General features: G+C 36.6%; 21 protein-coding genes. 19 read left to right on the forward strand and 2 right to left on the reverse strand.

The features are described 5' to 3' along the window. Positions 1-46 precede the first annotated feature (46 nt). Positions 47-493: a peptidylprolyl isomerase gene (locus tag ACFOW1_RS05955; protein ID WP_379012883.1), complete on the forward strand. Its 447-nt coding sequence runs from the start codon at positions 47-49 to the stop codon at positions 491-493. Positions 494-560: 67 nt separating this feature from the next. On the opposite strand, the gene ACFOW1_RS05960 is transcribed toward ACFOW1_RS05955, so the two are convergent. Next, the gene (locus ACFOW1_RS05960) at positions 561-1,433 is read right to left on the reverse strand and encodes a LysR family transcriptional regulator (RefSeq protein ID WP_379012885.1); all 873 of its coding nucleotides are present in this window, start codon (positions 1,431-1,433) and stop codon (positions 561-563) included. A gap of 196 nt (positions 1,434-1,629) precedes the next feature. On the opposite strand from ACFOW1_RS05960, the gene leuC reads away from it, so the two are divergent. The 17 genes from leuC (at position 1,630) to cysM (ending at position 19,464) form a co-directional block, all read left to right on the forward strand. Further along, a complete protein-coding gene (leuC, locus tag ACFOW1_RS05965; protein WP_379012886.1) occupies positions 1,630-3,024 on the forward strand; it encodes a 3-isopropylmalate dehydratase large subunit in 1,395 nt (464 codons plus the stop codon). A gap of 67 nt (positions 3,025-3,091) precedes the next feature. Further along, complete coding sequence (gene leuD / locus ACFOW1_RS05970) at positions 3,092-3,688, forward strand: 3-isopropylmalate dehydratase small subunit (RefSeq protein ID WP_379012888.1); 597 nt, start codon at positions 3,092-3,094, stop codon at positions 3,686-3,688. A 78-nt stretch (positions 3,689-3,766) separates the two neighbouring features. After that, the gene (locus tag ACFOW1_RS05975; RefSeq protein ID WP_379012890.1) at positions 3,767-5,290 is read left to right on the forward strand and encodes an alpha-isopropylmalate synthase regulatory domain-containing protein; all 1,524 of its coding nucleotides are present in this window, start codon (positions 3,767-3,769) and stop codon (positions 5,288-5,290) included. Between the two features lie 66 nt (positions 5,291-5,356). After that, on the forward strand, positions 5,357-5,716 hold the full coding sequence (locus ACFOW1_RS05980) for a four helix bundle protein (protein ID WP_379012891.1): 360 nt from the start codon (positions 5,357-5,359) through the stop codon (positions 5,714-5,716). Between the two features lie 74 nt (positions 5,717-5,790). Further along, a complete protein-coding gene (gene leuB / locus ACFOW1_RS05985; protein ID WP_379012893.1) occupies positions 5,791-6,861 on the forward strand; it encodes a 3-isopropylmalate dehydrogenase in 1,071 nt (356 codons plus the stop codon). A gap of 222 nt (positions 6,862-7,083) precedes the next feature. Further along, the gene (locus tag ACFOW1_RS05990) at positions 7,084-8,382 is read left to right on the forward strand and encodes an NCS2 family permease (protein ID WP_379012895.1); all 1,299 of its coding nucleotides are present in this window, start codon (positions 7,084-7,086) and stop codon (positions 8,380-8,382) included. 9 nt (positions 8,383-8,391) lie between these two features. Beyond that, positions 8,392-9,201, forward strand: a complete 810-nt coding sequence (locus ACFOW1_RS05995; protein ID WP_379012897.1) for a 5'-methylthioadenosine/adenosylhomocysteine nucleosidase — start codon at positions 8,392-8,394, stop codon at positions 9,199-9,201. Positions 9,202-9,955: 754 nt separating this feature from the next. Next, complete coding sequence (locus ACFOW1_RS06000; RefSeq protein ID WP_379012899.1) at positions 9,956-10,369, forward strand: hypothetical protein; 414 nt, start codon at positions 9,956-9,958, stop codon at positions 10,367-10,369. 757 nt (positions 10,370-11,126) lie between these two features. Further along, complete coding sequence (locus ACFOW1_RS06005; protein WP_379012901.1) at positions 11,127-12,428, forward strand: aminopeptidase P family protein; 1,302 nt, start codon at positions 11,127-11,129, stop codon at positions 12,426-12,428. A 30-nt stretch (positions 12,429-12,458) separates the two neighbouring features. Continuing rightward, positions 12,459-12,815 (forward strand): four helix bundle protein, encoded by a 357-nt coding sequence (locus tag ACFOW1_RS06010; protein ID WP_379012902.1) that lies wholly within the window; start codon positions 12,459-12,461, stop codon positions 12,813-12,815. Continuing rightward, entirely contained in the window at positions 12,812-13,621 is an 810-nt protein-coding gene (gene pssA, locus ACFOW1_RS06015; protein WP_379012903.1) for a CDP-diacylglycerol--serine O-phosphatidyltransferase, read from the forward strand. Before ACFOW1_RS06010 ends, pssA begins: the two co-directional genes overlap by 4 nt. Continuing rightward, complete coding sequence (gene purS / locus ACFOW1_RS06020; RefSeq protein ID WP_379012905.1) at positions 13,618-13,866, forward strand: phosphoribosylformylglycinamidine synthase subunit PurS; 249 nt, start codon at positions 13,618-13,620, stop codon at positions 13,864-13,866. The genes pssA and purS overlap by 4 nt, the downstream gene beginning before the upstream one ends. A 74-nt stretch (positions 13,867-13,940) precedes the next feature. Next, positions 13,941-14,606, forward strand: a complete 666-nt coding sequence (rsmI, locus tag ACFOW1_RS06025) for a 16S rRNA (cytidine(1402)-2'-O)-methyltransferase (protein WP_379012906.1) — start codon at positions 13,941-13,943, stop codon at positions 14,604-14,606. A 119-nt stretch (positions 14,607-14,725) separates the two neighbouring features. Next, positions 14,726-15,442, forward strand: a complete 717-nt coding sequence (locus tag ACFOW1_RS06030; protein ID WP_379012907.1) for a Crp/Fnr family transcriptional regulator — start codon at positions 14,726-14,728, stop codon at positions 15,440-15,442. 85 nt (positions 15,443-15,527) lie between these two features. After that, complete coding sequence (locus ACFOW1_RS06035) at positions 15,528-16,076, forward strand: hypothetical protein (protein ID WP_379012909.1); 549 nt, start codon at positions 15,528-15,530, stop codon at positions 16,074-16,076. Further along, complete coding sequence (locus ACFOW1_RS06040; protein ID WP_379012911.1) at positions 16,063-18,459, forward strand: heavy metal translocating P-type ATPase; 2,397 nt, start codon at positions 16,063-16,065, stop codon at positions 18,457-18,459. The genes ACFOW1_RS06035 and ACFOW1_RS06040 overlap by 14 nt, the downstream gene beginning before the upstream one ends. A 132-nt stretch (positions 18,460-18,591) precedes the next feature. Then, positions 18,592-19,464: a cysteine synthase CysM gene (gene cysM / locus ACFOW1_RS06045; RefSeq protein WP_379012912.1), complete on the forward strand. Its 873-nt coding sequence runs from the start codon at positions 18,592-18,594 to the stop codon at positions 19,462-19,464. Here cysM and ACFOW1_RS06050 read toward each other — a convergent pair. Continuing rightward, positions 19,461-20,978, reverse strand: coding sequence for a PAS domain-containing sensor histidine kinase (locus tag ACFOW1_RS06050; protein ID WP_379012914.1), 1,518 nt, complete (start codon positions 20,976-20,978; stop codon positions 19,461-19,463). The two genes, cysM and ACFOW1_RS06050, sit on opposite strands and share 4 nt — an antisense overlap. A gap of 333 nt (positions 20,979-21,311) precedes the next feature. On the opposite strand from ACFOW1_RS06050, the gene ACFOW1_RS06055 reads away from it, so the two are divergent. Continuing rightward, on the forward strand, positions 21,312-22,427 hold the full coding sequence (locus ACFOW1_RS06055) for an acyltransferase family protein (RefSeq protein WP_379012916.1): 1,116 nt from the start codon (positions 21,312-21,314) through the stop codon (positions 22,425-22,427). Positions 22,428-22,590: the final 163 nt, after the last annotated feature.

Consider the following 22,590-nt stretch of genomic DNA (forward strand, 5'->3'; position numbering starts at 1 on the left):
CTAATCATTTTAAACCTTTACTTTCGTTAGCTAATTTGATTTTTATATGAACGAGATAACATTAACCAAAGGCACTATTACAACCGCAAAAGGTGTGATAACATTTGAATTGTACGACGATGCAGCACCAATTGCTGTGGCGAATTTTAAAAAACTAATCAATGAAGGTTTTTACAATGGCCTTACATTTCACAGGGTAATTCCAGATTTTATGATACAAGGCGGCTGCCCAAATGGCAATGGTACTGGTGGGCCGGGTTATTCAATTAAATGTGAAACAAAAGGTTATAAACAATACCACGACCGCGGCGTCTTGTCTATGGCACACAGAGGCAAAGACACAGGCGGTTCTCAGTTTTTCATTTGCCACAGCCGTAACAATACAAGCCATTTAGATGGCGTACACACTTGCTTTGGTAAAGTAATAGACGGTGTTGAAATTATTGACCAAATACAAGCTGGCGACATCATGGAAAAAGTTGAATTGATTTAAATAGTTGATGCTTAATTAATCTAGTAAAAGCTCTCTTAGAATTAAAATTTTAAGAGAGCTTTTTTATTTACCGCAACAAAAAGCCAATAGCTGCTTTTGCTATTTCAGAATCATCATCTTTTGGTGTAGCAATTAATACATCGGTGAATAAATTACCCTTTTTAAGTTCAATAAAACCAAGCTCTGAATAGTTGTGACTTTTTAAAATATTGGTGGGCACAATAGATGACCCCAATCCATTTTTAACCAACTGAATAATAGATGAAATATTGTTAGATTCATGAACAACTTTCGGTACAAAACCGTAACCAGCGCATATTTCAAGCAATAACTCGTAATAATGCGGCGCATAATCTTTATTAAAAAATACAAAAATCTCTTCCTTTAATTTCTCTATATCTTCTTCCGTATCAAGCTGAACCAATTGCTTGTTAAATACTACCGAAAAGCTATCTCTAAACCACAAATGCGTAGCAATTTTAGGCGATTTGAGTGGCGCTCGTATTATACCAAGATCAAGTTTACCTTGTTCTAAATCGCTTATTTGCCTTGCGGTAGGTACTTCGTACAAACTAAAGTTTACAAATGGATATTTGCTAGATAAAAACTTAATTAACTCAGCAATATCACCAGAAAACGTTGAGCTGATATAGGCAATTCTAAACTCACCGCTGATATTATTGCCAATCTTTTGGGTTTTCAGTTTAACTCTATCCAAATTGTCTAAAAGCAGCGTTACTTCTTGTTTAAAATATTTACCCGCTTCTGTTAGTTCTACTTTTTTACTATTTCTGTCAAATAATCTTGCCCCTAGCTCGTCTTCTAATTCTTTTATCTGACGGCTTAAAGGTGGCTGTGAGATAAATAACTTCTCTGATGCTTTTACAAAACTCAATTCATCTGCCAAAATGAGAAAATATTTGAGATGTCTTATTTCCATAAATACCTATTAAGTATTGATAATTGACAAAATAAGTATGTTTTTATCATGCTTCAATACTTTACTTTTGAAAGCGAGTAAGAAAAAGGTATTTGTAAATGATAGAAGCGATACGTAGGCTTTTGTTCTATTTACTTACCAAAAACAAAAAATACAGATATTTACAAACTATTTTTAATAAATAAACAGAAGCTTTATGGCTAGTACATTGTTTGATAAAGTGTGGGATGCCCACGTGGTTCGCAAGATTGAAGATGGTCCAGATGTGTTTTTTATCGACCGTCATTTTATTCACGAAGTAACCAGCCCGGTTGCCTTTTTAGGTTTAGAAACAAGAAATATCGGTGTCATGTTTCCTGATAGAACCTTTGCTACCGCTGACCACAACACCCCTACTATCAATCAACACTTACCCGTTGAAGATCCATTGTCTGCCAATCAATTAAAAGCATTAGAAACCAATGCTGCTAAATACGGCATTTCGCATTGGGGTTTAAATAATCCTAAAAACGGTATTGTACACGTTATTGGACCAGAAAATGGCATTACGTTACCCGGCATGACCATCGTTTGTGGCGATTCGCACACCTCTACACACGGTGCTTTTGGTGCTATTGCGTTTGGTATTGGTACTTCTGAGGTAGAAATGGTATTGTCTTCTCAATGTATTATGCAGCCAAAGCCTAAAAAAATGCGCATTACTATTAATGGCAAATTAGGCAAAGGCGTTTCGCCAAAAGATGTGCCTTTGTTCATCTTATCTCAAATTTCTGCTAGCGGTGCTACAGGTTACTTTATCGAGTTTGCAGGTGAAGTATTTGAGCAAATGAGCATGGAAGGAAGAATGACGGTTTGTAACTTATCTATAGAAATGGGTGCTCGTGGTGGCATGATTGCACCTGATGAAACTACTTTCAATTATTTAAAAGGTAGAGAAAAAGCACCAAAAGGTGATGCTTGGGATAAAGCAGTAGCATATTGGAAAACCTTAAAAACTGATGCAGATGCACAATTTGATTACGAATTAGCCTTCTCTGCTGACCAAATAGAACCACAAATTACTTACGGAACCAACCCAGGTTTAGGTACAGGTATTAGCAAAAATATTCCTGCTGCTGCCGAAGTAAAAGATGGTGAAGCTTCTTACAAAAAATCATTAGCCTACATGGGCTTTGCTGAAAACGAAAAAATCATTGGCAAACCAGTAGATTATGTGTTTTTAGGTAGCTGTACCAATGGTCGTATTGAAGATTTTAGAGCTTTTGCAAGTATTGTAAAAGGTAAACAAAAAGCAGATAATATCACCGCTTGGTTAGTACCAGGTAGCCATATTGTAGAAGCACAAATTAAAGAAGAAGGCATTTTAGATATTTTAACTGAAGCGGGTTTTCAGTTGCGTCAGCCGGGTTGTTCAGCTTGTTTAGCTATGAACGATGATAAAATTCCTGCTGGTAAATATGCAGTAAGCACTAGTAACAGAAACTTTGAAGGTCGTCAAGGACCAGGTAGTAGAACATTGTTGGCTAGCCCTTTGGTTGCTGCTGCTGCTGCTGTTACAGGTGTTGTAACTGACCCTAGAGAGTTGCTATAAAAGGCAAGAAAGGCAAAGAGGCGAGAGTAAAATCATTTAAATTTTAAACTACAAATTTCAAATTATCATGGCTTACGATAAATTCACTATTCTTACAAGTTCTGCGGTTCCTTTACCAATAGAAAACGTAGATACTGACCAAATTATTCCTGCACGTTTCTTAAAAGCGACTAAGCGTGAAGGTTTTGGCGATAATCTTTTTAGAGATTGGCGCTACAATAACGACGAAACACCAAAGCAAGATTTCGTATTAAACAATCCCATTTACAGTGGTAAAATACTAGTAGGTGGTAAAAACTTTGGTAGCGGTAGCAGCCGTGAACACGCTGCTTGGGCTATTTACGACTACGGATTTCGTTGCGTAGTATCTAGCTTTTTTGCTGATATTTTTAAAGGCAACGCTTTAAACATTGGCATTTTACCAGTTACGGTAAGTGATGAGTTTTTAGTAAAAATATTCACTGCTATTGAGGCAGATCCAAATGCACAATTAGAAGTAAACTTACCAGAACAAACCATTACTATTTTGGCTACTGGCGAGTCTGAATCTTTTGCTATTAATGGTTACAAAAAACACAATATGCTCAATGGTTTTGATGATATTGATTATCTACAAGCCATGAAAGACGAGATTAAAACTTTCGCAGCCAATTCAGCATACTAAACATAACAGTCATATTAGCAATAGTTACACTTACTGTTGCTAATATGACTATCTTCTATTTAGCATTTATCTACCACAATGCCTAATTCTAAGCGTCACATAGAAATAATGGATACCACGCTACGCGATGGTGAACAAACGAGCGGTGTATCCTTTTCTGCCTCAGAAAAATTAACAATTGCACAATTACTATTAACCGAGGTTAAAGTAGATAGAATTGAAATCGCTTCTGCTCGTGTATCAGAAGGCGAATTTTTAGCCGTAAAAAAAATTACTAGTTGGGCTGCCGCCAATGGCTTTATTGATAAAGTAGAAGTACTCACTTTTGTTGATGGCGAAACCTCTATTAACTGGATGGTAGAAGCTGGTGCAAAAGTGATGAACTTGTTAACCAAAGGCTCGCTCAATCATTTAACGCACCAATTGAAGAAAACACCACAGCAACATTTTGATGAAATAGCTGCTGTAATTGCATTGGCCAATAGCAAAGGCATTACTTGCAACGTGTATTTAGAAGATTGGAGCAATGGTATGCGTAACTCTAAAGACTACGTTTTTCAATACCTTGACTTTTTAACGCAACAACCTGTTAAGCGTATTTTATTACCCGATACTTTAGGCGTTTTAATTCCTTCAGAAGTAAGTGAATTTATAAGTGAAATAGTCAATAGATATCCAAATAAACACTTCGATTTTCATGGTCATAATGATTATGATTTAGGTACGGCCAATGTTTTAGCCGCAGTAAAAGCTGGTATTCATGGCTTGCATCTTACTGTAAATGGTATGGGTGAAAGAGCTGGTAATGCCTCATTATCTAGCACTGTTGCGGTATTGAACGATTTTGTAAAAAATGTAAAAACATCGGTGGTTGAAAAATCACTCTATTCTGTAAGCAAATTGGTTGAAACATTTTCTGGTTTTCGAGTATCGCCTAATCAGCCTATTGTGGGCGAAAATGTATTTACCCAAACTGCTGGTATTCATGCAGATGGTGACAAGAAAAACAACTTGTACTTTAACGATTTAATGCCTGAACGTTTTGGTCGTCAGCGAAAATATGCTTTGGGCAAAACAAGCGGCAAAGCCAATATTGAGAACAACTTGCAGCAGTTGGGCATTCAATTGTCTGATGACGATTTAAAGAAAGTTACCCAACGCATTATAGAATTGGGCGATAGGAAAGAAATGGTTACGCAGGCTGATTTGCCGTACATCATTTCTGATATTTTAGATAGCAACACGATTGAAGAGAAAGTGCTAATTGAGAATTATGTACTCACACACTCAAAAGATTTACGACCATCTGTAACGCTAAAAATTAGCATTAACAACGAAATATTTGAAGAACATGCACAAGGCGATGGTCAATACGATGCCTTTGTAAATGCCTTACAAAAAATATACAAACTCAAAAAATTAGAGTTGCCACTACTAACAGATTATACCGTTCGGATTCCTCCCGGTGGTAAATCAGATGCCTTGTGCGAAACCATTATTACTTGGTTGCACAATGGCAAAGAGTTTAAAACACGTGGCCTTGATAGCGACCAAACAGTAGCAGCTATTAAAGCCACTCAGAAAATGCTCAATATTATTTAGAAGGCAAAGAGGTGTAAGGCAAGAAGGCAGGAAGATATAAGGCAGAAAGTAAAAACCAGTATACAAATGACACCAATTAAATCATATAGAGACTTAATTGTTTGGCAAAAAGCAATGGCTTTAGTAAAGGATATTTACCTTACAAGTCAAGCTTTTCCGAAAGAAGAAATCTATGGTTTAACTAGTCAAATACGTAACTGTGCCGTTTCTATACCAAGCAATATTGCTGAAGGTTATGGCAGAAATTCAACTGGCGATTATAAACGTTTTTTGCAAATAGCCAATGGTTCTTTGTACGAATTGCAAACACAAATCCAAATTGCCTTAGACCTAAATTATATTACACAAGAAAGTTTTAATAAGGTATTTAACCTAAGTATTGAGATAGATAAAATATTGTACACGATTATTCAAAAACTAAAATAAAAAGAGAACATAAGAATCGCTAAGGTCAACTCATTGCCTTTCTGCCTCCTTGCCTCTTTGCCTCAAAAGAAAAAATGAAAAAACACATCTTAATCGTCCCAGGTGATGGTATTGGTCAGGAAGTAACTGCTGTAGGTAAGCAAGTTTTAGACAAAATAGCTGCTAAATTCAACCATGACTTTACATACGATGAAGCCTTAATTGGCCACGTTGCCATTGAAGCTACTGGCAATCCTTTACCAGATGAAACCTTGGTAAAAATGAAAGCGTCTGACGCTATTTTATTTGGTGCTGTTGGTCATCCAAAATATGATAACGACCCTACCGCCAAAGTGCGCCCAGAACAAGGTTTATTGAAAATGCGTAAAGAGTTAGGCTTGTACGCCAACATACGCCCCATCAAATTATTCGATGAATTACTAGGTGCTTCTAGCATTAAACCAGAAATTTTAAAAGGTGCTGATATCTTGTTCTTCCGTGAGTTAACTGGCGATATTTATTTTGGCGAAAAAGGCCGTAAAAACAATGGTGACACCGCTTTTGACGTTGCTGAATACAGCCGCTTTGAAGTAGAACGTATTGCTCGCAAAGCTTTTGATGCAGCTATGACACGTGGTAAAAAATTAATGTCGGTTGACAAAGCCAACGTTATTGAAACCAGCCGTTTGTGGCGTGAAGTGGTACAAAAGGTAGCTTTAGAATATCCAGAGGTTGAAGTAACCCATCAGTTTGTTGACTCTTGTGCGATGATGCTCATTAAAGATCCAAAACAATTTGATGTGGTAGTTACTGCTAATTTATTTGGTGATATCTTGACCGACGAAGCCTCTCAAATTGCAGGTTCTATGGGTATGCTAGCGTCTGCTTCTATTGGTGATGGTACAGGTGTTTACGAGCCTATTCATGGTTCTGCACACGACATTACAGGTAAAGGTGTTGCCAATCCTTTAGCGTCTATTTTATCTGCTGCGTTGTTGTTAGATATTTCTTTTGGTCTTAAAGCAGAGTCTGAACTTGTTATCAGCACAGTTGACAAAGTTTTGAAAGAAGGTTACAGAACGCGTGATATTGCCGATGCAACGACACCTGCTGACAAAATCTTAGGAACTGTCGCCATGGGCGCTGAAGTATTGAAATTTTTATAAGCGCATCTTTTGTAAATGCACAACCTCAAAGTCGTTGAATTTGAGGTTGTTTTGTTTTATGTAACCAGTCCCGATAGCTATCGGGATACTACTATCTTTCTTCGTTGCAAGTTTATGCTGAGTTTACGAAGTACTTACTGCATCGGCTAGATACTGCCTTCAGCTTTGCCCATTGTAACGTAAGCCCTTCGCTCTTATCTTTGAGCAAACCACCTTACTGCTATGCAATCTCAAGCTTTAACCAATCAAAAACCAGTATCACTCTCTACAGAAATACTAGCAGGCATTTCCTCATTTTTGGCAACAGCTTATATTATTGTTGTTAATCCATCTATTTTAAGCCAAGCAGGTATGTCTTTTTCTGCGGTACTTACAGCCACCGTATTGGTATCTTTTTTCAGCAGTTTGCTCATGGGTTTGTATGCACGTAATCCTATTCTAGTAGCGCCGGGTATGGGTTTAAATGCCTTTTTTACTTTTACCGCAGTACTTACTTTAAAAATGAGTTATACTGTGGCTTTAGGTGCAGTGTTTTGGTCAGGTATTATCTTTTTCATCCTATCAGTTTTTAATATTCGCACCTACATAGTAAAAGCCATTCCTAAAACTTTGCGCTATGCCATTGCTGCTGGCATTGGCTTGTTTATTACCCTCATTGGTTTTGTAAATGCGAAGTTTATTGTGGCTAATCCTGCTACCATTGTTGGCATCGGCACATTGTCTGCACCTGTTATAACCTTTTTGATTGGGCTTGCCATGACAGCCATCTTGCTTATAAAAAAAGTAAAAGGCGGTATCATCATTGGCATTATTGCTACCAGTTTGTTGGCTTGGCCAATTGGTAGATATTGGGGTGGCGCAAATACCATTATTCATTTTAATGGTATTGTAGCTATGCCCGATTTTAGTTTACTCTTTAAGCTTGATGTACTGCATTCCTTACAATACAGCATGCTGCCTGTGATATTTGCATTTGTATTTACCGATTTGTTCGATAGCCTTTCCACTTTTGTAGGTCTTTCAGAAGCGGCTGATTTAATGGATGCTTCTGGCGAGCCTCGCAACTTGAAACAATCGCTATTGGTGGATGCTTTTTCTACCACTATTGCAGGCTTACTTGGCAGCAGTCCTGGCACAGCGTATATAGAATCTGCGGTGGGTATTGAAGCTGGTGGACGAACAGGTGTTACCGCCATTATAGGTGCTATTTTGTTTTTACCTTTTTTGTTTTTATCGCCATTAATTAGTGCCGTACCAGCTATTTCCACCGCACCTGCCTTGGTGTTAGTAGGCGTGTTTATGATGAAGCCAGTGGTAAAAATTAATTGGCTAGCTATGGAAGAAGCTGTGCCATCATTTATTGCGATGGTGCTAATACCGTTTACGTATTCTATTACACAAGGCATTATTTGGGGCTTTTTGAGTTATACTACTTTGCAAATAGCAGCAGGTAAATTCAAAAACATAACATTGGCCATGTGGCTTATTGATGCATTTGCTATTGCAGCACTTATTTTTTAAATTATAGGAATGAAACAGTTAACGTCATTATTGTTAGGGTTAATATTGTGTATTGCTAGTGCTATGGCGCAGAAAGTAATTGGTATTTTAGGAGCTTTTCCACCGGAATTGGTATTACTAAAACAGCAATTGGCACAGCCATCCGATACCGTTATTCAGCAAATACATTTTACCAAAGGCTTACTGCATGGCAAGCAGGTAGTAGTAGCACAAACAGGTATTGGCAAAGTAAACGCAGCCATTGCTACTACGTTAATGCTAGAACACTTTAAGCCACAAAGCATTGTATTTTCTGGCATTGCAGGTGGTGTAGATAGTACCTTACAGCCTGGCGATATTGTAATTGGCACTACCCTTACCTATCACGATTTTGGCGCCGTTACCGATTCTGGTATGGTGTACAATCCTACCAAACATCCTGCAACCATGCAGCCCAATCCTTTATATTTTACTTGCGACGCTGGCTTGGTAAGCAAAGCAATGGCTGTGGCTAAAACAGTGCGTTTAGAAAAAGTACAACGTGGTAGCGATAGTTTTTTGCCCATTATTAAAAGCGGCATTATTGTTACAGGCGATGTATTTGTGTCTTCTGAAAAACTGAACCACCAATTACGCTACCAACTACATGCTGCCGCTACCGAAATGGAAGGCGCTGCTGTGGCGCAAGTGTGTTGGCAACAGCAAACACCGTTTTTAGTAATTAGAAGTTTAAGCGATAATGCCAATAGCAAAGCCGCAACCGATGTAAAACACTTTTATGAGATGGCTGCAAAAAATGCGGCTACTTTGGTAATGGCTTTATTAGAAACCTTGCCATAAAATGGCATTATTACGCTGTTTAACATAACCGTATCCCACTGGGATAATCCGCCTAAAGGGATGTGGAATTGGTTGTTGAATTTTTCTGACACAGGACGTTGTAAGCTGTTGGTATCCTTTAACATAAGCTCACCCGACATACCAACAGCGGCCAAATAGTAAATAATTCACTAATAAAATACTGCCATGAGGTAACAGGAGTTCGCTGTAGCGAACTCCTGTTCATTTTTACGAACTAGTGTTCTTGTACAGAAACTACAGGTACCAAAAAGCAAACTGTTGTTTACAAAACAGGAACTACAGTTCGTATACGGGAACTACAGTTACCATAAAGTAAACTAGCGTTAGGAAAATAGGAACTACAGTTCGCATACAGTAAGACTTGTTTGGAAAAAATAGGCTGAACGCCATTTTAAAATGATTCATGGAATTTGCCTCAGCAGAGTAACGTGCCCTCACGAAACACTTGAAAACAATATTGATAGGTGAAGACAGGTACCTAGGCGAAGACTGGTGAGTACCCGACAATACAAATGGCGAATAGATTGGATTGTAACAACGACCATACAAAAAGGCGAAGACTAATACATTAATAATCAGCAGCAAGAAAATATTTGATAGTGCGCCTAATATCATATATACTTGCGTTGCCTGTAATTGCACACAGACTCACCCAAACAATTTAATGTGGGAGAAATTCTCTAAAATTTGACAGGCTTTTTAAATTTATTTTCTGTGCTAAAACTTAGCGTTAGTGGCTGTTACAATGAAAACTATAAAACTTTTAAAGACATATTATTGGATTATTTTCTTGACGACTCTTATCTATCTTGTTAGGACTTGTTTTGTTGACTGGTTAGCTGATAAGACAATAATAATTCAGTATGGGGCTTTAAATGAAAGAGCCTTTAGATGTTATCCTCTTCCACCTATTTTTATTGACGTATTTATATTTTCAATAATTGGTACAGCTTTTCTCTGGACAAGAAAATTGAAGAAACAAACAGAAAAAAATAATAGTTTGGGCTTGGCAAATGACAATAATTTTGAGATAGTTTTATTATCAGTTTTATTTATCGCACCATTTGCATTTATAGACATAAAACTATTGCAACTTATTATTGAGACAATTAAAGAATATTTATCTGCAAGGCCAGTTACAAAATAGAACAACAAAGTATAAAGCAACTACCGGCATTTGTTCCGTGCTGTCGAATGTAATATGCCAGCACAGCAGCAAGCCGAACGTTGCCTATAATTTTTTATGGCAGCAAAAATTGACTTAGAAAAGAGTATTAAAAATGAGCGGCTTATTTATAAAGGAACGTTTGGTCAATTGCTATGGATAAACTTCTCATCATTTGCTGGTTGCATTGGGACAATTGCTTTTTTTTATTTTCTTCTGATAAATACATTTTATAAACACTATCCATTTCAAGTTGCTAGCTTTCTTATTTTGTTGACAATATTTGTAAGTATTAACGGCTATTTTATTGATAAACTTTATATAGTAAAGGGCTGCAATAAAGAATCTAACATTGAACTTTCAACAAAGATTTTACAACACTATTATCCCAAAATAAAAAATTGACAATTCAAAGTCGCAATTTTTAATTGGCAAGACAAGTTCTTCCATTTGGGCATTTGACAGAAGCTTTACATTACTTTTTGACAATGAATGCATGGCAATCAATCTTTCTGTGTTTGGAAGAGGTAATATGAAATATTGCTTGATTGGATTATACAATTATTACAAGTGCAAAACAATGCTTAAAAAATTAACGAAAGACTAAAACCTGCCACCAACATGAAGCTTGGCATTATTAAGGCTTGAAGAAATAAAGGGCAGAGACGCCAAACATTTAATACGTAGAGACGCCACGCATGGCGTCTCTACGTATATTGCAACCTCTAAACTGTTGTATATGAAATATCTACCACTCAATCCGAATATTTTTATTAATAATCGTAAGCGCTTTGCAAAAGAAATGCAGCCTAATAGCATTGCCATTTTTGTAAGCAACGATGAGTTTCCTAGCAATGGGGATGCCATTCATAAGTTTAAACAAAACAGCGACTTATACTGGCTAAGTGGTGTAGAACAAGAAGATAGCATGGTGATTTTATACCCTGATTACTACGATGAAAAATACCGAGAAGTGCTAGTATTGGTGCGCCCAAATGAGCTAAAAGAAAAATGGGATGGCAAGCGGCTTCGTGCAAATGAAGCCACGGCTATTTCTGGTATACAAACCATTATTTGGTTGGATAGTATTGACGCTTTGCTACAAACTTGGGTGCATTTAGCAGATAATATTTACCTAGATAGCAACGAGAACGATAGAAAGGCAAGCCTTGTGCGCAGCCGTGATTATCGCTTTATAGATGAAATGAAAAGTCGCTACCCATTGCACAATTACTTGCGTGCTGCTAAGTTGATGAAGGCATTACGCGGTATTAAAACTAAGGAAGAAGTTGAGGTATTACAAACGGCGATAGATATTACGCAAAAAACATTTGAACGTGTGTGCAGGTTCGTAAAACCAGGTGTGATGGAATACGAAATTGAAGCAGAAATTATGCATGAGTTTTTGCGCAATCGTGCTACTAGCGAGGCTTACGGCAGCATTATTGCTAGTGGCGATAGAGCTAGAACGTTGCATTATGTAAGCAATAATCAAGTATGTAAAGATGGTGAATTGATACTGATGGATTTTGGTGCAGAATATGGCGGCTATTGTGCAGATTTAACAAGAACCATACCTGTGAATGGTAAGTTTAGCAAGCGACAAAAAGAAGTGTACAATGCTTGCTTGCACTTACATAATTATGCTAAAAGCCTTTTAAAACCTGGTATTACCATATTAGACTATACCGATAAAATAGGCGATGAAGCTACCAAACAATTTATAAAAATTGGTTTGCTTACCAAGACAGATGTAAAAAACGAAGACAAAGACAATATGGCTTACAGAAAGTATTTGTACCACGGTATATCTCACCACTTAGGTATAGATGTGCACGACTTAGGCACACGTACCGAACCCATAAAAGCAGGTATGGTATTTACCGTAGAGCCGGGCATTTACATAGAAGAAGAACAAATGGGGATTCGCATAGAAAACAACTTGTGGATTACTAAGAGCGGCCATATTGACTTAATGAAAAATATACCAATTACGGTAGAGGAGATTGAGAGAGTAATGAAGTCAACCGTTAACCGCTAACCGTCAACCGAGATTTCTAACTAAACAAGAATGGCATTTAAGTTTGAGAATTTAAAAATTTGGCAACTTTCTTTAGCATTATCTGGTGAAGTATCAGATATGACAAAGTTGTTTCCAAAAGATGAATTGTTCATTCTCACGTCACAAATAAAAAAAGCTGCCGATTCGGTAGTTTTAAATATTGCAGAAGGATCAACTTTACAGTCTAACATTGAGTTTAGGCGATTTTTAGTAATAGCCAATCGTTCTGCTTTAGAGGTAATAGCTTGTTTCTATTTATCAAAACAAAGAGGCTACATTGATGAATTAATTTTTCGAGAAAAGTATGATAAGTACGAAAAATTGATTGCCATGGTACAAGCCCTTATAAAAACATTAGGTTCATGAATGCACTTAACAATGGCGGTCAACAGTCGTCGGTAAGCGGTCGTCTAGTTGCGCAAATCCCCAACATTTTCACGTTATTAAACCTCTTTTTTGGTTGCTTGGCTATTATTGCAGCGGTGCAAACGGGCTTAACCATTTCTACAGATAACAGTTTGGTGATAATTCCAGAAAAAATAGTGATGGCTAGCTTATTTATAGCGATTGCTGCTGTGGTAGATTTTTTTGATGGTTTTGTGGCACGATTGCTAAAAGTACCATCTGAATTAGGTAAGCAACTAGATAGCTTGGCCGATGTAGTAAGCTTTGGTGTGGCGCCTGGCATGATTGTGTACCAGTTTTTGCGTTTAAGTTTTGCGCAGCAGCCAAATGGCTTAGATATTAATACACTGTGGCTGATGCCAGCCTTCATTTTACCTTGTGCAGGTGCGTATCGCTTAGCAAGGTTTAATATTGATACCGAACAATCTTATGGTTTTAAAGGCGTGCCAATACCTGCGGCGGGATTATTGGTAGCGGCTTTTCCATTAATATTTTGGTATCCTAATCAGGCAGAATGGATTATTAATTTATTAGTTAACAAATGGTTTTGGTACGCAGTTGTATTTGTGATTAGCTATTTAATGGTTTCTACCTTGCCCATGCTAGCTTTAAAATTTAAAAATGCCACAGTAAAAAGCTTTGTACCATTCATTATCATCGCTATTGTATCAATTGTGGCAGCATTATTTTTCAATTGGATGGCTGTACCTATTACATTTGCAGCCTACGTAATTGTATCGTTAGTTTTCAAACCATCAAAATCATGATATACAATATTCAAATTAAGGTAATGCCTTTAAAAAATTTGTTAGACCCACAAGGTAAAGCTGTGTTAAGCGGTTTATCAAACCTTGGTTTAACCTCTGTACAAGATGTACGTGTGGGCAAACACATTACTTTACAAATAGAAGCTGAGAGTGAAGCAGCAGCAAAAGCGATTGCAGAAGAAGCTAGTAAAAAATTATTGGCAAACGCTGTAATGGAATATTTTGAGATAGAAACCATCGCTTAGTCAACCGTCCACCGTTTACCGTCGACAGTTTAAACGCGGTGGTCGGTCGTCAGTCGACGGTTGACGAAAAGATTATGTTATACCTCGTTCCTACACCTTTGGGTAATTTAAAAGACATCACATTTCGTGCAATAGAAGTATTGCAAAGTGTAGATGTCATTTTATGTGAGGATACAAGAACATCATCAAGGTTGTTAAACCACTACAATATCAAAAAGCCATTATCGCCTTACCATCAGCATAATGAGCATAAAGTAGCTACTCATTTGGTAGACCAAATGCAAGCAGGCAAAGTATTTGCATTAATTACCGATGCTGGAACCCCTGCCATTAGCGACCCTGCTTTTTTCTTAGTTAGAGAATGCATTAAGCATGATATAAAAGTAGAATGTTTACCTGGCGCAACCGCTTTTGTACCCGCTTTGGTAAATAGTGGCCTACCTACAGATAGTTTTGTATTTGAAGGTTTTTTGCCCTTAAAAAAGGGGAGACAAACCAAATTAAAGCAGCTCGCTTTAGAAGACAGAACCATCATTATTTACGAAAGCCCCATGCGGCTGGTAAAATCTTTAGAAGAATTTGCTGTATACTTTGGTTCAGAAAGACAATGCTGTGTAACAAGAGAATTAACCAAACTATTTGAAGAAAATAAAAGAGGTACACTGCAAGATGTGGCAGCGCATTTTAAAGCAAAAACTGTTAAAGGTGAAATTGTAATTGTGATTGCAGGAAAAGGCTGAAAATAGTAGCGGTACAACTGCAACTTTTTGTGAATAATATATCGGCATTCGTTAAATTCGGTGTATTCTGTGCAGTATAATTTGTTAATTTTATTTAACCAATTGTTAAAAGTTGTCCCATGAGATTGAATCAAAACGAATTTTTACCGTCTTGTGCTGTGTGTGCAAAAGCTACACATTCATTTTTTTCAATTTTAGATAAAGAAAATTTAGAGGAACTGAATCTTAATAAGTCTTGCACTACTTTCAAAAAAGGGCAGGTTATTTTCTCTGAAAATGCATTGCCGCTAGGTTTATTTTGTGTGAGCAATGGTAAAATAAAATTGTCAACCTCTGGACCAGATGGCAAAGAGCAAATTTTGCGTTTGGTAAAAGGTGGTGATATTATTGGTTATCGTTCATTACTCTCAAACGATCGTTACCACTGTAATGCCATCGCTTTAGAAGATAGCAATATTTGCATTGTAGATAAGTCTTACTTTATGAACTTGGCTATGAGAAATAATAAATTATGCTTTGCCTTGTTTAAAAAAATTAGTGATGATTTAAAAACTGCAGAAGACCATATTGTGTCGCTATCGCAAAAAAATGTACGTGAGCGTGTAGCCGAAGCATTACTATTTTTAAAAGCAACCTATGGCTACGAAAAAGATGGGCAAACCATTAATGTACAACTTAGCCGTGAAGAAATTGCTGACTTTGTAGGCACTTCTACTGAAAGTACCATCCGATTATTGTCAGAATTTAACACCAGCAAAATCATCGAACTAGTTGGCAAAAAGATAAAAATTATCAATTACGATAAGTTGTCTAAAACCGCTAATCTCTCCTATTAAAACATGATAAAAATCATGTTTTAATTCTGTAACGGTCATAGATGCCTTGGCTGTATCACATCAGATTTGCATAAAAGTATCTGATATGTGTACCCATGCTTCTACTGCTGAAAATTCGATTGCTAAAATTGGGCAAAAATTATATCCATTTATTGCCGACCAATTTGCCGAACTTCACAAATACAATGAAAAAGACCCAAATGGTCATCGCTTTTCATTGTTATTTGAGCTTGTAGAAAATTTACAGCATGAGTTTGAATCGCTTAGAAACTATGAAGTAAAACTCGTTTTCCCATCAGTACAATTAGTATTTAATACGAAAGACAATCCAGATTTTACACCTTCGGTTAATATTCAAGAACTACAATATTTAACACAGAAAAAAGAAGTACTTATAAAGCACTTGATTGATGAAATAGAATGCGAAGCAACCGCTTTAAAATTGCATAAAAGCCATCCTATTCACTCCGTTATTTTTATATTTAAAGATTCATTTTTTCCAGAAAAAACCGAATGGCACACAACGCTTGCGATATGGAACAGAACCTGCACCTGCTTTGCCAAAGCAACAAACACCTTAGCAAATCAAGATAAATTATCTAGTTACCTAAATCATTTACATGGTACAAAATAAGTTGGCTACGGTTTGCTACCATTGTGGTGATACTTGTAACAGCAAACCCGTTGTTGCACACGACCATAATTTCTGCTGCGAAGGCTGCAAAATGGTGTACGAAATATTGAACAGCAAAGGTTTGTGTAGCTACTATGACTTAAATACGAACCCTGGTATTGCACAAAAAATAACTGTTCGAGCTGATAAATTTTCATTTTTAGAGGATGCTGCTATTGTACAAAAATTAGTAGACTTTACTGATGGCAAACAAACCAATGTTACGCTGTATTTGCCGCAAATGCACTGCAGTAGCTGCCTTTGGCTATTAGAAAATAGTAACCGCATTAACGAGGGCATTATTTCTTGTAGGGTAAACTTTGTGAAGAAAGAAGCTTTTGTAGTATTTAGCAACGAAAAAACAACTTTAAGAAAGGTGGTAGAAACCTTTACTTCCATAGGATACGAACCCCACATTAGCCTGCAAAACCTAAACCAAGCCAACCCTAAATCCCTTAACAAACAACAATTGTATAAAATAGGTATTGCAGGATTTTGTTTTGCGAATATCATGATGATGAGCCTGCCTGAATATTTTGCCATTGGGCATTTTATAGAGGCACAAATGGCAGGCACGTTTAGGTATGTAACTGTGATTTTATCATTACCAGTTTTATGTTACTGTGCTACCGATTTTTTTGTGTTAGCATGGCAAGGTTTACGAAAAAAATATCTAAATATAGATGCCCCTATAGCTTTGGCGATAGCCATCACTTTTGGTAGAAGTATGTATGAAATTTTTATCAATCATGGTGGTGGCTATTTAGATAGCATGAGTGGTATTGTATTTTTCATGCTGCTTGGCCGCTTAGTACAACAACGTACTTACCAATCTATTTCGTTTGAGCGAGATTTTACTTCTTTTTTTCCAATTGCGGTAAATGTACAACGTAACAATGGCTTTGTTTCTGTACCAATAAACGAGCTAAAAGTAGATGATATAATACAAGTGTATGACAACGAAATTGTACCTGCAGATGCAATTTTATCTAAAGGCCAAGCTTCAATAGATTACAGTTTTGTGAGTGGCGAAAGTGTACCTGTACCAAAAGAAGTAGGCGAAATTGTGTATGCTGGCGGTAAACAATTAGGCGAAAGAATAGAACTAGTAATAGTGAAAGAAGTGGCTCAAAGCTATCTTACAAGTTTGTGGAACAAAGATGTATTTAAACAAGAAAAACAGCAACAATCGTTTATAGACGTTGTGAGTAAATACTTTACCATTGTATTGCTTACATTAAGTAGTAGTGCTGCATTATATTGGTTTTTACAAGGCCAAACACAATTGATGTGGAACGCTTTAACCACTGTTTTAATTGTTGCTTGCCCATGTGCTTTATTGCTATCAGCAACCTTTACCAATGGCAATATTTTACGCATTTTAACACGTAACAAATTCTATATCCGCCACCCAAAAGTGATAGAAGATTTAGCAAGTATAAACCATATTGTATTTGACAAAACAGGTACGCTTACACAAAACAAACAAGTACGTGTAAGTTATACAGGTTACAAACTATCATCTGATGATGAAATGGCGGTAGCATCGCTATTGGCGCAATCAAATCATCCTTTAAGTAAAGCTGTGCTCACTTATTTTCACCTAAATGAATACCAGCCAGTAACACATTTTAAAAATATTGTGGGCAAAGGTATTGAGGGTTGGATAAATGATAAACACATACTGCTTGGCTCTGCCAATTTTGTACAATATGCAGGCACACACCACTACGATGCGGCTACTTTATTTATAAAAATTGAGAACGCTATTGTTGGGCATTTTTCAATTGTAAACAGCTACCGCTTTGGGTTGAAAAAACTGTTACAAACGCTTAAATCAAGTTTTCCTGTATCTATTATCAGTGGCGATAATAATGCAGAATTGCAAAACCTCCAAGGTATTTTGAGTGAAGACAATGAGATTGTATTCAACCAAAAACCTGATGACAAATTAGCTTACATACAACATTTGCAAAGCGTAAAAAAAGAAAAAGTGCTAATGATAGGCGATGGCTTAAACGATGCAGGCGCTTTAAAACAAAGCAATGTAGGCATCGCTATTACTGAGGGCAATAATAATTTTACGCCTGCTTCAGATGGTATTTTAGATGCTAGCCAATTTTCTAGATTACCAGCGTTTATCAATTTTGCCAAAGGCAGTAAAAAAATAATTATCGCAAGTTTTGTATTATCATTAATGTATAATATCGTTGGCCTCTACTTTGCTTTGCTAGGTACGCTATCACCATTGGTGGCTGCCATTTTAATGCCCATCAGCTCTGTAAGTATTATTTTAATTACTTACGGGCTGAGCGGGTTGCTGGCTAAGAAATATGAATTATGAAAATAGAGAAAATACTCTCAAAGGGCTACTTAAATAAGTATTCCACTTTCAGTAAAAACAGTTGAATGTATTGTATTTATATTGCACCACTACCCTACCAACTTAAGTGTAATTGATACAAAACAAGCAACAATGACAAGCATTATAGATTTAGTAGGTAACACGCCCATGGCGGCATTACAATACATTAATCCCAACCCAAACGTCACAATATTTGCGAAGCTAGAAGGTAATAACCCTGGTGGTAGTGTAAAAGACCGTGCGGCACTAAACATGATACGCAGTGCCATAGAACGTGGCGATATAAATAGTAACAGCAAATTAATAGAAGCAACAAGTGGTAATACAGGTATTGCATTAGCCATGATTGCAAGTATGTACAAAATTCCTATTGAGCTGGTGATGCCATCAAATTCTACAAGAGAACGCACCCTTACTATGGAAGCTTTTGGCGCTAAGGTAACTTTACTAGATAATATTGAAACTTGCCGTGATTATGCCGAAGAAAAAGCTGCAAGTGGCGAGTATTTTTTATTAAATCAATTTGCCAATCCAGACAACTATTTAGCCCACTATAAAACCACTGGCCCAGAGCTTTGGCGAGATACTGATGGACAGATTACGCATTTTGTAAGCAGTATGGGTACTACAGGTACTATCATGGGTACGTCTATGTTTTTAAAAGAACAAAATCCTGATATTCAAATAGTAGGCTGCCAGCCTACAGAAAACGCTTCTATACCGGGTATTAGACGGTGGACAGTAGAATATTTACCAAAAATATTTGATGCTAGTAGAGTAGATAGAACCATTGATGTATCGGAAGAAGACGCCACTAATACTGCTAGAAGACTCGCAAAGGAAGAAGGTATTTTTGGCGGTATGAGTAGTGGAGGCGCTGCTTGGGCTGCTATAAAACTTGCGCAAGAATTAGAAAGTGGTACAATAGTATTTATTTGCTGCGACCGTGGCGATAGATATTTAAGCAGTAATTTATTTGGTTAATACAATTCTTTTTTCAACAAGAAAGCAATAGTAAAACACTTGTTATCCGCAGATGGATGCAGCGTCATCGTACCACCAATAATATTGAGTCTCTCCTTAATTGGCATCAAATCTGGGCTTAAATAGTCTGTATAATTTTGTGCCTTACCAACTTCATCGGTTATCTGAAGTGTCAGCATATCTTCTGAAGTATGAATGCCTATCAATACAGATAATAAACCTTCGCGTTGTGCAATATGACTAAGCCATAATTGTATCAGCCTATAAATATTTATTCTATTGATTTCACTAATAGCTGCTTCATCAATAGCAATATCTAATGCATGAACTACTGCTTGCTTTTTAAACTGCAACTGCATTAATATATCTATGGCATTTGCAAAACCAACTTCTTTGAAATTAGGAATTGAGTTGATATAAGTAATGGTTCTTAATTCATCGATACAAACAGTCAGCAAATCTTTAGATTCTTGTAAGGTTCTATCATTGGCAGTTTTATCATAGCTATCTAAATACATTTTAACAGTCGCAATTATCTGCCCTACATTTTCATGTAATTCATAGCCAATAGTATGACGTTTTTGTTCTTCTACTTCAAAAATTAAATGTCTTTTTTGTTGCTCCTCAGCTATACGCATCGCTTCTAAAGCCCTTGTATCTTTCACTTGCTGTGTTTTATCACGTCCGTTTACATAAATCAATTCAGAATTTGCATCCCATTGAAAAGACCAAGAAATGTACTTGACTGTATCATCTTTGCAAATAATTTTCCCAATCATATTTTCAACTCTACCTACCACAGGCATATCCAACAGCAATTGCTTAATAAAGTCTTTTGTTTTTTTGGGTGCTAAATCTAACGCGTTAACCTGTAGCAGCTCTTGTTGCGTATAGCCAGATATTACCATGGCAGCCTTGCTTACGTAATGATATCGCCCAGTAACATCCATAATGCCAAACATATCAATAGAGTTTTGACTAAAGTTCTCTAGCATTTGATTTTTTATTCTTAACTCATCTTTTACTTTTTTATAAGCAGTGATATCTGTAAAAGTTACCAATACATGCAATAACGAGCCATAAACATCAAATTGCGGCTCTGCATTGACCATTAGCCACACCCTATTTTTTGTTTTTCGACAATAAACACCCATTACTACATCTTTAACAGCTCGTTTTGTAGCAATTGCTACCGATGAAGGGTGTTGAATACCAGGAAAATTGCTACCATCTTCATGTATTACATTCCAACTTGGATCAATTGATGTTTTGCCATACAATTCATCTTCTGATAAACCTAGCATTTCTAAAGCCATATTATTACACAAAACAATTTGCCCATCAGGGCTGTGTTTGACAATACCTACCGCAATATTTTGAATAACTGACTGGTATAAAACGGCGCAATTGCTAGAATCTGTTTCACTTTCTAAAAAATTAGGTAAGGTGGTTTGAGGGACGGCTTTAGATGCAAGATTATTTACATCTATTTGCGATGAAAATAGGGAAGACATATTTTAGGATTCTTTAAGGGGGCTTGATATAGCAAATGTAACCAAAACTTAACAATCCAAAGTTAAATATCACAATTGCAAAGTGTATAATCACTCAAGAGTAAATACCCCCTACTTATGCTGCCTAAGCTTGGTATTTTTTATCATAGGGAAGCTGACGATTTACTGTTGTAAGTAACCTAATACAATTAAATATAAAATTATACTATTCATTTGGATACTTATCACACTTCAGATATAACCAAACCCATGGTACATCAAAACTTATTTCCAGCAAGCCTTTGCGGAAATACTGTCTTTTGAATAGTCATTTTTTGCGCCTAGTTTTATTGCATGCAAAACACTAACCTGCTTGCCAAGCCGCATTACCCAATATTAGACGGCCTACGTGGTGTTGCTGCCATAATGGTAATAATATTTCATTTGTTTGAAGCACATGCTACAAGTCATTTAACCCAAATCATTAATCATGGCTACTTAGCAGTTGATTTTTTCTTTGTACTATCTGGCTTTGTAATTGGCTATGCCTATAACGATAGGTGGGAAATACTTTCTACCAAAGACTTTTTTAAAAGAAGATTAATACGTTTACAGCCAATGGTAGTGATGGGCTCGGTAATCGGTGCAGCACTTTTTTATTTTCAGGGTTTTGACATGTTTCCCATGATTCATCAAGTTCCTGTTTGGCAAATGTTGCTAATCATGTTAATTGGCTGCACGCTGATACCTGTGCCCACTTCGATGGATATCAGGGGCTGGCAAGAAATGCACCCCTTGAATGGACCAGGCTGGTCGCTATTTTTTGAATACGTTGGCAATATTTTATATGCTTTGGTGATAAGACATTTTTCAAAAACCTTATTAACCATTTTGGTAGTTTCTTCGGGTATATTTTTATTACATACAGCAGTAACTAGCCCTCATGGAGACATAGTTGGAGGCTGGTCCCTTACTGCTGAACAATTGCATATTGGTTTTGCTAGACTACTTTACCCATTTTTCGTGGGTTTATTATTACAAAAAATAACCAAGCCAAGCAACCTTAATAATGGCTTTTTATGGTGTAGCTTACTTATCATCGCGGTACTTGCTTTTCCCAGAATTGGCGGGGACAAATATTTATGGCTGAATGGTCTTTACGATGCAGGAAGTATTATTATATTCCTACCAATTATTGTGTGGCTTGGTGCAAGTAGTACTTTATCGGGTAAAAAAACAAGCCAGATCTGTAAATTTTTAGGCAATATTTCTTACCCAATTTACATCACTCATTATCCATTGATATATATTTATACAGGTTGGGTAGTACAGCATAAATTAACAATAAGCCAAACATGGCCATATGCATTATTGGTAATTGTTACCGCTATTAGTATTGCCTATGCTTGCTTAAAATGGTATGACGAACCAATAAGAAAATGGATGACTAAAAAATGGATAACGCAATAACTATCGATACAGTGGGACTAGCTAATAAATACCGTGTTTAACGACTTTAAATAAATAGATGTTTTGTACTCCATTTATTTACATCAGTGATAATTATTTATGTACATATTATTTCCAAAGTCTATCAGCCGAATATCTCTTTAAGCATATTTAGGCGTAGTAG

The organism is Parasediminibacterium paludis (assembly GCF_042651445.1).
GTDB lineage: Bacteria > Bacteroidota > Bacteroidia > Chitinophagales > Chitinophagaceae > Parasediminibacterium > Parasediminibacterium paludis.